This is a genomic window from Frankia gtarii (genome assembly GCF_025403375.1).
GTDB classification, from domain to species: Bacteria; Actinomycetota; Actinomycetes; order Frankiales; family Frankiaceae; genus Frankia; species Frankia gtarii.
In genome coordinates, this window is record NZ_JAMPTM010000207.1 from 1 (window position 1) to 12,171 (window position 12,171).

9 protein-coding genes and 1 pseudogene are annotated in these 12,171 nt (G+C 72.9%); 1 reads left to right on the forward strand and 9 read right to left on the reverse strand.

What is annotated here, in order from left to right; genetic code table 11:
- The 3 genes and pseudogenes from NBZ83_RS23695 to NBZ83_RS23705 all read right to left on the reverse strand — a co-directional run.
- Positions 1-433, reverse strand: a pseudogene (locus NBZ83_RS23695) (two-component sensor histidine kinase); the annotation flags it as partial.
- A gap of 6 nt (positions 434-439) precedes the next feature.
- Positions 440-1,192, reverse strand: a complete 753-nt coding sequence (locus NBZ83_RS23700; protein ID WP_261567653.1) for a response regulator transcription factor — start codon at positions 1,190-1,192, stop codon at positions 440-442.
- A gap of 93 nt (positions 1,193-1,285) precedes the next feature.
- A complete protein-coding gene (locus tag NBZ83_RS23705) occupies positions 1,286-2,683 on the reverse strand; it encodes an MFS transporter (RefSeq protein ID WP_261575822.1) in 1,398 nt (465 codons plus the stop codon).
- A 95-nt stretch (positions 2,684-2,778) separates the two neighbouring features.
- Here NBZ83_RS23705 and NBZ83_RS23710 point away from each other — a divergent pair, with 95 nt between their 5' ends.
- Positions 2,779-3,432, forward strand: coding sequence for a TetR/AcrR family transcriptional regulator (locus NBZ83_RS23710; RefSeq protein WP_261575823.1), 654 nt, complete (start codon positions 2,779-2,781; stop codon positions 3,430-3,432).
- Positions 3,433-3,591: 159 nt separating this feature from the next.
- Here the strand turns inward: NBZ83_RS23710 and NBZ83_RS23715 are convergent, their stop codons facing one another.
- From NBZ83_RS23715 to NBZ83_RS23740, 6 genes are all read right to left on the reverse strand, one after another.
- Entirely contained in the window at positions 3,592-4,857 is a 1,266-nt protein-coding gene (locus NBZ83_RS23715) for an ABC transporter substrate-binding protein (RefSeq protein ID WP_261567656.1), read from the reverse strand.
- Positions 4,858-4,975: 118 nt separating this feature from the next.
- Entirely contained in the window at positions 4,976-5,170 is a 195-nt protein-coding gene (locus NBZ83_RS23720; protein WP_261567657.1) for a ferredoxin, read from the reverse strand.
- Positions 5,167-6,414 carry a cytochrome P450 gene (locus NBZ83_RS23725; protein ID WP_261567658.1) on the reverse strand — a complete coding sequence of 416 codons (1,248 nt, stop codon included), beginning with the start codon at positions 6,412-6,414 and terminating at the stop codon, positions 5,167-5,169. Before NBZ83_RS23725 ends, NBZ83_RS23720 begins: the two co-directional genes overlap by 4 nt.
- Positions 6,415-6,572: 158 nt before the next feature.
- Positions 6,573-7,250, reverse strand: coding sequence for an ABC transporter ATP-binding protein (locus NBZ83_RS23730; RefSeq protein ID WP_261567659.1), 678 nt, complete (start codon positions 7,248-7,250; stop codon positions 6,573-6,575).
- Complete coding sequence (locus tag NBZ83_RS23735; RefSeq protein WP_261575824.1) at positions 7,247-10,972, reverse strand: ABC transporter permease subunit; 3,726 nt, start codon at positions 10,970-10,972, stop codon at positions 7,247-7,249. Before NBZ83_RS23735 ends, NBZ83_RS23730 begins: the two co-directional genes overlap by 4 nt.
- Positions 10,973-11,177: 205 nt before the next feature.
- Positions 11,178-12,171, reverse strand: a 994-nt coding sequence (locus NBZ83_RS23740; protein WP_261575825.1) for an ABC transporter substrate-binding protein, incomplete at its 5' end; no start/stop codon positions are given.

The following is a 12,171-nucleotide window of genomic DNA, read 5'->3' on the forward strand; positions in this document are numbered from 1 at the left end:
GGGTGGCGGCGCGCACCGGGATCGCGTACAGGCGGGCCTGGCCGACGCCGTGGGCCCGGCCCGCCTCGCCGCCTCTGATCCACAGCGGCCGGGAGCGCGCCCGGGCGAGCTCGTCGCCGGTCAGCAGCGGGCGGGTTCCGGCGTCGTCGGAGGAGGCGATCGTCTGCCCGGCGGGGGTGAGGACCTGCGCGATCGAACCACTCCCGGCGAGCAGCGACGTCGCGTTCCCGCCGGGACGTCCGGAGGGCATGGCGCCGGCGGCGAACCGGTCGGTGAGGCGCACGCTGAGCACGTCCGCCCGGGTGCGCAGATCCGTGTCGACGGCGTCGCGCAGATTCGCCCGCAGCAGCAGGTAGAACAGGGACCCGGCGAGCAGGAGGACCAGCGCGGTGCCGAACGCGAACAACAGGGTCAACCGGACTCGCAGCGGCACGCCGGGCTACGTTCGGCCGCCGGCCGCCGGCGGCACGGCGGCAGCGGACGGCACGGCGGCAGCGGACGGCGCAGGTCGGGGCGGGTCGGTCGGAACGCACAGTCGGTAGCCGACGCCCCGGACGGTCTCGATGAGGGAGGGGGCACCCACCCGGTCGATCTTGCGGCGCAGGTAGCGGACGTACTGGTCGACGATGTTGGACGTGGCGTCGAAGGCGTCGTCCCAGACGTGCTCGGTGATGTAGGTACGGGTGAGCACCTCGTCGGGGTGGCACAGCAGCAGGTGCAGCAGGGCGAACTCCTTCGCGGACAGGTCCACGGGCGCCCCGTCGCGCCAGGCCCGGTGGCCGGCCGGGTCGAGTTCCACCGCGCCGACGCGCAGCACGACGGGCCGGTGCACCGCGCCGCGGCGGACCAGCGCGCGCAGCCGGGCGGTGAGCTCGCCGAAGCTGAACGGTTTGGGCAGGTAGTCGTCGGCGCCGGCGTCCAGGCCGCGGATGCGGTCGTCGACGTCGACGCGGGCGGTGAGCATGAGCACCGGCGCCCAGCGGTGGCCGGCGCGCAGCCGGCGGCACACCTCGAAGCCGTCGATGCCGGGCAGCATCAGGTCGAGGACGATCGCGTCGTAGGCGATCTCGGTGGCCCGCCAGACGGCGTCGATCCCGTCGCCGACGACGTCGACGGCGTATCCCTCCTCGACGAGGCCCCGGCGCAGCACCGCGGCGGTGCGCACCTCGTCCTCCACGACCAGGACCCGCATGGGTCGATCGTAGGACCCGGCGGATGTGAGGGCGATGTGCACACCCGCCGGGTCGCCGGCAGCGAGGCAGGCAAGGCAGGCGGGTCGGCCGGGTCAGGCGGGTCGGCCGGGTAGTCGGGTGGCGAGCAGGCCGATGCCGGCGGCGGCGACGGCCAACAGGGCGAACAGCAGCGCCACCCAGTCGGTGCCGGCGCGCGAGTGCAGCAGGCTCAGCAGGGCGACGCCCAGCGACGCGGCGAGCTGCAGCGTCATGAACACCGAGGTGGTGCCCTGCGGCTGCTCGGCCGGCGGCAGCGTGCGGTACAGGCTGGCCACCGTCGGCGCGGCGGTGAGGCCGAAGCTCAGCCCGACGGCGACGAACAGCGCGGCCGCGGCGGCGAGCGGAAGGTGCTCGCCGGTCGCGGCGAAGGTGGCGAGCAGCGTGGCGGTGGTGGCGGCACCGGCGCGCACGAGGGCGCGGGCGCCGAGGCGGTCGCTGATCCGCCCGCCGGTCGTCATCGACACCAGCAGCCCGAGCCCGAGGGCGCAGACCAGCAGCCCCTGGTCGAGGCCGTGCAGGCCGTGCTGTTCGAGGCCGACCACCGGCAGCGCGTTGATCTGCCCGTACATGATCAGTCCGACCAGGCCCATCACGGCGACGCTGGCGGCGAAACCGGGCCGGCGCAGCAGCCGCAGGTCGAGCGCGGGGGTGACGGTCGTGGTGAACGCGTGGCGGACGTAGGCGGCGAGCAGGACGATCCCGGCCGCCGCGGCGGCGAGGGCCGGCCAGCCGCCACCCTGCTCGCCGGCCCGGGTGACCGCGAACAGCACGCCGAGGTAGCCGGCGGTGAGCAGGGCGAGTCCGCGCAGGTCGGCACCGGGGCGCCGGGCCGCCGGATCAGGCCGGCCGGCGGGGACGTAGGCCAGGGCGGCGGCGCCGACGAGCAGCCCGAGCGGAATGTTGACCACGAACAGCCACTGCCAGTGGCCGGTCTGCAGCAGCAGGCCACCGAGGATCGGACCGCCCGCCGGCGCGACGTTGACGACCGTGGACATGACGCCGAGCATCCGGCCCATCGACTCCCGGGTGGCCAGCGCCGCGGTCAGGGTCATCGCGCTCGGTTCGAGCAGGCCGCCGCCGAATCCCTGCACGACCCGCAGGCCGATGAGCATCCCCGGCGAGCGGGCCAGCGCGCACAGTGCCGAGCCGAGCAGGAACAGGCCGAGGCCGGTGAGGAACACCGCGCGCCCGCCGAAACGGGCGCTCGCCCAGCCCAGCAGCGGCAGCGCCGTCGCCGCGGCGAGCAGGTAGGCGATCGTCACCCACACGACGGTGGTCAGGGGGGTGCCGAAGGCGTCGGCCAGCGGGCCGAGGGCGACGGCGACGACGGTGCCGTCGAGCACGGCGAGCCACGCCGCGCCGGCGAGCGCGACCAGCGCCGGGCCGGTGCGCACCCCTGCCGCGGGCGTCGAGGCGGCAGGCCCCACGGAGACTTCTTCCTTTACGTCCATGAGACGATACTAAACTACACGGTTTAGTAAGGACAGGACGGCCTACAGTAAGGACAGGACGGCGGCGGTGGTGCACGAGGCGAGGGTGAGGCCCCATGGCAGGACGGCAACGCGGGGTCGACAAGCGCCGGGCCATCCTCAACGCCGCGGCACCGATCTTCGGCACCCTGGGCTACGAGCGGGCGAGCGTGGACGCGATCGCCGCCGCCGCCGGGGTGTCCAAGCCAACCGTCTACAGCTACTTCGGCGGCAAGGAACAGCTGTTCCGCGAGTCGGTGGCGGACTCCGCCGTCGAGCAGAACGGCGAGGCGCTGCGCGTGCTGCAGACCCTCGACGTCTCCCCCGCGGGCTGGCAGGCGAGCCTGTACGAGGTGGGCGTGCAGCTGGTGGAGTGCCAGCGCAGCACGTGCTCGATGTTCCTGGCCCGCATGATCGCCGCCGAGTCCGCCCGCGATCCCGAGATCTCCCGAACCGTGCGGGAGAAAGCCGGCGACCCGATCCTCGACGCGCTCACCGGGCGGCTGGCGATGCTCGGCAACGCCGGGCTGCTGCACGTCGCGGACCCGGCGCTCGCCGCCCGCCAGTTCTTCGCGCTGATCAACGCGCAGATCCCCGAGCTGACCGAGAACGGCACCCGGCCGGTGGCGGACGAGATCGTGCGCCGCGCCGTCCAGGCCGGCGTGCGCACGTTCCTGCTCGCCCACGGCGTGCCCGCCCCACAGCCGCCGGCCCCCGCGCCGACGTCCTGAATCGGCGCCAGCGTCCTGAACCTGCGCCGCGAACGCCGATGGGCGCCGCGAACGCCGAAGGGCCGGACCGATCCCCACTACAGGGGTCGGCCCGGCCCAGGGGCGCGCCGGACGCGGCCGGCTACCGCCGGGTCCCGCGGACGGGACCCGGCGGGACGATCACTTCGCGCCGGCGGCGAGGATCTTCTGGCCGTCGTAGGTCTTGCCGGTGGCGTAGAAGGTCTTCTTCGCCGGGTCCCACCGCTGGCCCAGCAGCGTGTTGTTGAACAGCCGGGTCAGGCCGGGAACCGCGTTGGTCTTGGTGAAGTCCAACGGCGGGACCAGCTGCACGTTCAGGCCCTTGGTCTTGGTGAGCTGCGCGAGCAGGGACTTGGCGGTGAGGTCGCCGGTGACCTTCTTGCCGACCTGCTCGACGATCTGCACGGCCAGCCAGCCGCCGATGGTGGAGGTGACGTGGCGCAGCTTCTTCGCCGCGTCCTTGTCACCCGCCGCGAAGTCCGCGTCGAGCTCGGACTGCAACCGGGTCAGCTCCGGGTACTTGGCGCTCTGGTTGAACAGCGGGAAGGCGCCGACGGCGTAGAAGTTCTTCGCGGCGGGCCCGAGCTTGACCAGGTTCGCGTCCGAGATGGTGCCCGCGGCGTTGCAGTAGCTCAGTTTGTCCCCGCCGGCCTGGATGAGGCTGATGGCGCTGGGCTCGGCCAGGCCCGTCGTGACACCCTGCGCGCCGGCGTCGGTGACCCGGGCCACGATCGGGGCGTAGTCACTTGTCGTAGGCGCCACCTTGATCTCCTGGGTGCCGACACCGGCGGCCTTGCCGCCGAGCCCGGCCAGCACCCCGAGGCGGGAGGCTGCGGCGATGTCGTAGTTGACGACACCCAACTTGCTGATCTTGGCGGAGTCCTTGAGCAGCTGCGGGCAGGCCGCCTCGGAGTACGTCGACGCCGGCTGGTAGACGAAGCTGATCTTCGAGGTGAGATCCGAACCGTCACCGGCGACCCCGGAGCTGCCGATGCTGGGGATCCCGCCCTTCTCCAGGATGGCGTTGATGCCGCCCGCGGTGCTGAAGGCGGAGACGACGGCGAGATACTTGCCGTTCACCGCCTTGCGCGCGCAGGCCTCGCCGGCCGCCTGGTCGTTCTTCGAGTCGCACACGTCGATCTGCACGAGATGGCCGTTGATGCCGCCGCGCTTGTTCAGCGCGCGCACGGCGGCCTTCGCCGCCCCGGCCTGCTCCGGGAAGTTCGTCGTCGGCGTCGTCAGCGGCACGATGGACATCAGCTTCACCGGGCTGCCCTTCGGGCCTGCCGTTGCCGGTGCCGGTGTCGACTTCCCCGTCGTGTTTCCCGTCGTGTCCGACGAACCACACGCGGCCAGGGCCAGCGTGACCCCCACCGCCAGCGCCGCCATCGCGCTTCTGGACCGCATTGTCTTCCTCATCTCTCGCCCGAACCCACTCACACTCGTGCCCCCATCCGTCCATCCGTCCGCCGTCGTCCCACCGGCCGACCCCCGCGGGGCCGGCCGGGCTCGGCGGTCGGGACACTCACACCCCGTCGAGCAGCACGGCCCGTTCCGGGCACGACTCCGCCGCCCGCCGGGCCAGCTCCACCCGGTCGGCCGGCACGTCCGGGACGGTCACCTCGCCGTAGCCGCTGTCGTCGTCGGTGAACAGCTCGGGGGCGAGGTCGTAGCATCGCCCGTGCCCCTGGCAGCGGGTGGCGTCGATCTCGAGCTTCATGCCTGTGCCCCGGCCGTCGGCCAGCTCAGCGCAAGCGAGTCCAGGCCGCGCAGGGTGTTGCCGTTCCAGGTGATGCTCGCCCCCGGTGCCAGGGAGTACTCGGGGATGAGCCGGTGCCACTCACGCACCACGGTGCGCAGCTCCATCCGGGCCAGGTGGGAGCCCAGGCAGCGGTGCGGACCGCCGCCGAAGGCCAGGTGCCGCTTGTCGTCGCGGTCGAGGTCGACGATGCCGGCGCGCGGGTCCGCGTCCGGGTCGAGGTTGCCCGACGCCAGCATGGCGTGGACCATCTCCCCCTTCTTGATCGGGCAGCCGGCGATCTCGGTGTCCCGGGTGACGATCCGCGGGACGGCCATCACCGGCGTCTCCCAGCGCAGCAGCTCCTCGACGACGGTCGGGATCGTCGCCGGGTCGGCGACGATCGAGCGCCGCGCCTCGGGATGCTCCAGCAGGTAGGCGAGGATGCAGGTGAGGCTGATGGTGACGGTGTCCAGCCCGGCCATCATGAGCATGAAACAGATCCCGAGCAGTTCCGGCTCGGTCAGCGGCCGGCCCTCGATCTCGGCCTTGAGCAGCTCGGTGATGAGGTCGTCGCGGGGCTCGGCGCGCCGCTGCGCGAGCACCGTCCCGAACAGCGTGAAAACCTGCGTACCGGCTTCGGTCTGGATGCGGGTGATCTCTTCCGGGTCGTCGGCGAGCGACTCCGGGCGGATAATCGCGTCCTTCATGTGCAGCAGGGCCGGCAGGTCCGACTGCGGCAGCCCGAACAGGGTGAGAAACACCGAGCAGGGCAGCGGGACGGCGAGGTCGGTGGCGAAGTCGCAGGCACCGGTGTCGAGGAAGCCCTCGATCGTACGGACCGTGTTCGCGACGACCTCGGCCTCCAGCACGGCCATCCGCCGCGGGGAGAACAGGGGGTCGAGGATGCGCCGGTACTTGGCGTGGTCGGGCGGGTCGACACCCATCGGGATGGCCGGCAGCGGGCTGTTCATCAGCTCGGGGATGAGGTTGGAGAACACCTCGGGATTGCGCAGGACCGCGTCGATGTCGGAGCGGCGCAGGATCTGGATCCAGCCCTCGTGCCCCTCGTCGTAGTCCACCGGGCACTGCGCCCGCAGCCGGGAGAAGTAGGCCCGGGGATCCTCGGCCCGCTGGCGTTCGAACTCGACCCAGTCCAGCGTGTTGGCCCGCAGGCCGTGGCCGCCGTAGGCGGGCGCCGCCGCGCCCGCGGTGTCGTCTGGCATCTGGCTGTTCCTCCAGGATCGGTCGGAGCGTCCCGCCCGGGCACGGACAGGACGGGCACCCGGTGGCGCGCCCCCGGTGGGAAACGGCGGCGCGGGCGGGCTGGCTCACTCGGGTAGGCGGGGTCGGACCGCAGACGGAGCCGGGCTGGCAGACGGGATCAGGTCAGGTAGCCCTGCTCGACGAGCGTCGGGTCCGCGCGGGCCTCGGCTGCCGGCCCCGACCAGCGGATCCGTCCACGGCTGAGCACCACGGCCCGGTCGGCGACACGCAGCGCCGCGCGGACGTGCTGCTCGACGAGCAGCACGGCGAGCCCGTCGTCGGCGGCGGCGCGGATCGCGCCGAGCAGGCGGGCCACCACCTGCGGCGCGAGACCGAGCGAGAGCTCGTCGGCGAGCAGCGCCACCGGTCGGCGGGCCAGCACCCGGGCGAGGGTGAGCAGCTGCTGCTGGCCGCCGGAGAGCAGGCCGGCGCGGCGGTCGAGATGCTCGGTGAGCTCGGGGAAGTCGGCCTGCACGGACTGCGGGTCCACCCCGCCGATGCGCAGGTTCTGACGGACGGTCAGCGACGGGGTGACGGCCCGTTCCTCCAGCACGACACCGAGGCCCTGGCGGGCCCGCCGGTGCATCGGCGCCGTCGTCGGCTCACCCTGCCAGGTGACGATTCCATCGCTGGGGGTCAAGGCCCCGGCCAGTGCCATCAACGTGGTGGTCTTGCCGGCCCCGTTCGGCCCGAGCAACGCCACCACCTCCCCGCGGGCCACCTCGAGGTCGAGCCCGGACACCACGGGTCCGGCGCCGTACCCGACAGCGAGCTGGCGGCATCCGACGACACTCACCTGGCACCTCCAGCCACCGGCGGCATCGCCGCCGCCTCGCCCACGGCCGCTTCCGCGGTGGGCGGATCATCGGTTGACGGATCCTCGGCCGGGGCGTCCTCGGCGGCCCCGCCCGCGGCCGGCTCGCCTGGCGCATCCTCACCCACGACAGCCGCGGTGTCGTCGCCCGCCCGGTCCTCCACCGCGGTCTCAGCCGCAGCCGGCTCGCCCACCACCACGGGCTCGTCCACCACGACCGATTCACCCGCCGCCACCAGCACATCCGTGACAGCTGACTCATCCGCCGTAGCCGGCTCGGCCGACACATCCGCGACGGCCGATTCGTCTGCCACGACCGGCACGGCCACTACGTCCGGCACAGCCGCGTCAGCCGACTCGTTCGCCGTAGCCGGCTCGTCCTGCACGGCACCCGCGGGCTCGACGGGCTGCTGCGGCACCGCCGGCTCGTCCTTCTCCGCCGTGGCAGTCGCCTGCGGCTTACCGGCCGAGACGGTCACGGCGTCGTTGCCCGCCTGGTCGCCGGCCGGCTCGTCGGCAGCCGGCTCGTCGGGGGTGCCGAGGTAGGCGGCAATCACCGCGGGATCGGCCTGGATGTCCGCCGGCACCCCTTCGGCGATCTTGCGGCCGAACTCGAGGACCACCAGACGGTCGCAGACCCCCATGACGAAGGGCATGTCGTGCTCGATGAGCAGGACGGCGATCCCCCACTCGTCCGCCAGGCGGCGCACGAGGGCGGCGAGCTCGGCGCTCTCGTGCTCGTCGAGCCCGGCGGCCGGCTCGTCGAGGAGCAGCACGGACGGCGCGGTGGCGACGGCGCGGGCGATGGCCACCAGCCGCCGACGCCCGTAGGACAGCGCCGACACCTGGGTGTCGAGCGTGTCGGCCAGACCGAACTCGCGGACCGCGGCCCGGGCCGGTGCGCTCAGCGGCCGGTTACCCGGCCAGACCAGCCCGGTGATGTAGGCGGCGAGGTCGCGTGGGTCGCTGGCGGCCCGCAGGTTCTCCGCGACGGTGAGGTCCTCGAACAGTTCGAGGTTCTGGAACGACCGACTCACCCCGGCCCGTACCCGGCGATGCGCGGGCAGTCCGTCCAGGCCGGTGTCGCCCACCCGGACGGTGCCCGCCGCCGTCGGCGCGTACCCGGTGATGGCGTCGACGATCGTCGTCTTGCCGGCGCCGTTGGGCCCGATGAGCCCGACGACGGTGCCCGGCGCCACCTCGAACCCGACGCCGTCGACGGCGACGACCCCGCCCCAGCGCACCGTGATGCCCTCGACGGTCAGCGTCGCCGGACGAACCCGCAGCGGCTCCTCGACCGCCTCGGTCGTCACAACCATCTCGGCCGTCACAACCACCTCGGTCGTCTCAACCGTCTCAACCTGCTGCGCCACCTGCGGCCCCGCCGAATCCGCGCCAGCCCCCGCTGCGACGGACCCAGCGCCCGTCGACGCATCGGTGGCGACTGCAGCAGCATCAGCGACGGCAGCGACATCAGCGACGGCAGCGACGGCAGCGACATCAGCGGCGACGGCGACGGCGACGGCAGCGGGGCGCCCGAGCCGGGCGGCAACCGAACCGGGCAGCGGCAGCCGGGCCCGGCCGGCGAGGCCACCGGCGAGGCCGGTCCCACCGGAGCGGATCAGCACGAGCAGCAGGATGATCCCGCCGATCAGCGGCAGGTAGCGGTCGAACTCGCGCAGCCAGTCGGTGAGCCGGGAACCGAACAGCACGCCGAGGGCCGCGAGGACGACCAGGGTGCCGGCCGGCAGCCAGCGCGACCACCGGGCCGAGCTCACCTGCCGGGACCGCTCGACCTGGCCGCGGGCGAGCCCGCCGATCCCGTAGCCGACCAGGGCGGCGAGCACCGCCCCGACGACGCGGGGTAGCGCGGTGGAACCGCCGAAGCGGTCGGACAGCCAGCCGGCGAGCTGCTGGCCGAGGGTGCCGGGGGCGAGCAGGGCGCCGATCCCGGCGCCGCTGATGTAACCGACGCCGCCGACGACGGCGTAGGCGACGACGAGGATGCCGGTGAACGGCAGGAAGTCACCGTCGTCGTAGCTGATGTTGCGGTCGGCGAAGGCGAGCAGTACGCCGCCGAGCCCGGCGATGGCCGCGGACAGCGCGAAGGCGTAGATCTTCGCCGCGAACACGCTGATGCCCAGCGACGCCGCCGCCCGCTCGTTGGTGCGTACCGCGATGAGCCGCCGCCCGGCGCGGCCGCGGCGCACCGCGGACACCGCGAGCCCCGCGAGCAGCAGGAAGATCAGCGCCAGGGTGGCGTAGGCGCGCGGATCGTCGGTCCGGTCGACCGGGATGCCGAGAAAGTGCAGCGGCGCGTCGGCGGTGGCGACAACGGTGCCCTGCTGGTTGAGCACGTCCCCGAAGACCGAGGAGGTCTGGCCGCCCGCGGTCGGTGAGGAGTAGCCGCGCTGGAACAGGATCGCGCTGACGGTGACGCCGAGGCCCAGGGTGACGACGGCGAGCTGCAGGCCGCGGGTGCGCAGCGCCGGCAGCGCGAACAGCACGCCGACGGCGGTGGCGGCCAGCACACCGATCAGCAGCGCGGCGGCGAACGGCCAGCCCTCGGCCGCCACCAGGCGCCCGGCGATCAGCGCGGCGATCCCGGCGAGCGCGCTCTGGGCCAGCGAGAGCTGCCCGGCGTAGCCGACGAGGACCACCAGCGACAGCAGGATCAGCGCGTATCCGGACTGGATGGCGACCGCGTTGACCCACGAGTCGGGCAGCACCAGCCAGACGAGGACCATCAGCAGGGCGAACCCGCCGACGAGCACCGGCAGGTTGATTGCCCCGGAGCCCAGCGGTGGGCGGTCCTCGGCCTGGTGGGAACGGTCGGGGATGCCGGCGCCGCGCGCGACGAGCAGCACGACGATCACGAGGACCGGCAGGGCGCTGTCCAGGCCCTGCGCCCAGTCGTGCGGACCGGTCAGGTGCACCTGGAGCTGCAGTTCGACCAATGCCAGCAGCAGGCCGCCGACGACCACGAGCGGGAACGAGCGGAACCCGGCGGCCAGCGCGACCGCCAGCGCCGGGACGACCAGCAGGACCAGGCTCGTCGACGACAACGGGTTCTGCAGGGGCGCGAGCAGGACGCCCGTGACGCCGGCGAGCACCCCGCCGCCGAACCAGCAGGCCCCGGCGACGGCGTCGGCCGACCAGCCCAGGGTCGCCGCCGCGGCCGGACCCTCGGCCACCGCGGTGGTCACCGCCCCGGCGGTCGTGTACCGGAAGAACGCCCACAGCGCCACGACCAGGGCGACGACGACGCCGAGACGGACGAAGACGTGCACCCCGACCGGCTTGCCGAACACCCCGACGACGGACTGCGGCAGGAACGACGGCACCGAGCGGCTCTGGCCGCCGAAGGCCAGCACGACCGCGGCCTGCAGGACGATGAGCAGGCCCAGCGTGGCGACGACCCGGTTGAGCGGCGCGGCATGGCGCATCGGCCGCAGCACGGCCGCGTGGAACAGCAGGGCAACCGCCCCGGTGAGCACGACGACGATGGCGGCGGCGAGCGCGGTCGGCAGCCCCCACCCGTCACCGGCCTCGTGGAACAGATAGGCCGCGAACATCACCAGCGCGCCCTGCCCGAGGTTCAGCACCCCCGAACCCCGGTGGATCAGCAGAAGACCCGCCGCCACGAAGACATACAGCGCGCCGGTCCCGAGACTGATGACGGCGTATCCGAGAAAGCTGCCCACAGCATCACCCCAGCCCGAACTCTAGCGAGTTCGATCCTCACCGATAACCGGTCGGATAGTTTTCTCGACACCGCCGGTCGTCACTTTGACGCCCGCGCTCCCGCCAGGCCACACCATCCGGATCGGACGGCCGGCCCACATCTTCGCCGACGCCTTGCCGCGATGCCCCTCCATCACATCAACGCGCGGGCCCGACTTTCCCGGATCATTGGCCGGTGTCGAAGCGTTGACCGCAGAGCGGCTGCGGGCTCACGACCTCGAAATGGTCACCGCTTGCGGCGACCCGGACGAAGTCGAAGCACCGGTCAAGCTGGCCCTGATCGGTGGCGTAATTGATCTTATTGACCAGCATCCCGTCGGCATCGTAGTCGGTCACCCCACGCAGACCCTTCATGTAGGACTCCCGGGTAGGACAGCCGTGCTGGGTCTTCAGTCCACGGATGAACAGGTCCGCGCTCAACCAGCCGATGATGGCGCTCTGCTGGCCCGGCGGGGAGACCTCCGGGGAGTAGGTCGCCATCGCCTGCAGGAACCGGCGCTGGACCGGCTGATCGCGCTCCAACGCGGCGTAGGAGAGCGACGCGTAGGTGCCGGCGAGCTGCCGCCCGTAGGGGGCGAGCAGACGCGGGTCATAACTGACGGCGGACACGGCGACCTTGAACGGGTGCCCGGCGCCGACCGCCGCGTCCAGAACCCCGGTGTAGAGGTCGAGCGGCGCCGCGGCGATGATCGTGTCGGCCCCGGAGGAGACGAGCTTGCGGGCGACGTCGGCGGCGTTGGTGCCGTCGACGTCCTGGGTGACCGCGTCGATGCCCGCGTGCTGCAGGCTCTTCGTCACGCCGTCCGCGTAGAGCTTGGCGGTCTCGCTGAGAAAGCTGACGACCACCGCGGCCTTGGTGCCGCCCTGCTGGCGGACGAAGTCGCCGATCGTCGTCGTGCTCTGCCCCGTCTGGCTCGTCAGGGTGACGGTGAAGGTGTTGCGGTGCGACGCCCAGCCGGGCTGGTCGGCGGCGCCGATCACCGGCACTCCCGCCTTGTCGAGGTAGGCGACCGACTGTTGGGACACCGCGGTGTACTGGACGACGGCGAAGGCGTTCTGGGCGACCAGCTCCCGGGCGCCCTGCAGGTTGCCGCTGGGGTCGGACTGGTCGTCCTGCCAGCCGGAAACGATCTTTCTGCCGTCGACGCCGCCGGTCGCG

What these genes read in the sequence shown, in the direction of transcription:
- NBZ83_RS23705 (WP_261575822.1), bottom strand. Translation starts at nt 2,683, where the DNA reads ATGGACGTAAAGGAAGAAGTCTCCGTGGGGCCTGCCGCCTCGACGCCC.
- NBZ83_RS23710 (WP_261575823.1), top strand. Translation starts at nt 2,779, where the DNA reads ATGGCAGGACGGCAACGCGGGGTCGACAAGCGCCGGGCCATCCTCAAC.
- NBZ83_RS23720 (WP_261567657.1), bottom strand. Translation starts at nt 5,170, where the DNA reads ATGAAGCTCGAGATCGACGCCACCCGCTGCCAGGGGCACGGGCGATGC.
- NBZ83_RS23700 (WP_261567653.1), bottom strand. Translation starts at nt 1,192, where the DNA reads ATGCGGGTCCTGGTCGTGGAGGACGAGGTGCGCACCGCCGCGGTGCTG.
- NBZ83_RS23715 (WP_261567656.1), bottom strand. Translation starts at nt 4,857, where the DNA reads ATGCGGTCCAGAAGCGCGATGGCGGCGCTGGCGGTGGGGGTCACGCTG.
- NBZ83_RS23725 (WP_261567658.1), bottom strand. Translation starts at nt 6,414, where the DNA reads ATGCCAGACGACACCGCGGGCGCGGCGGCGCCCGCCTACGGCGGCCAC.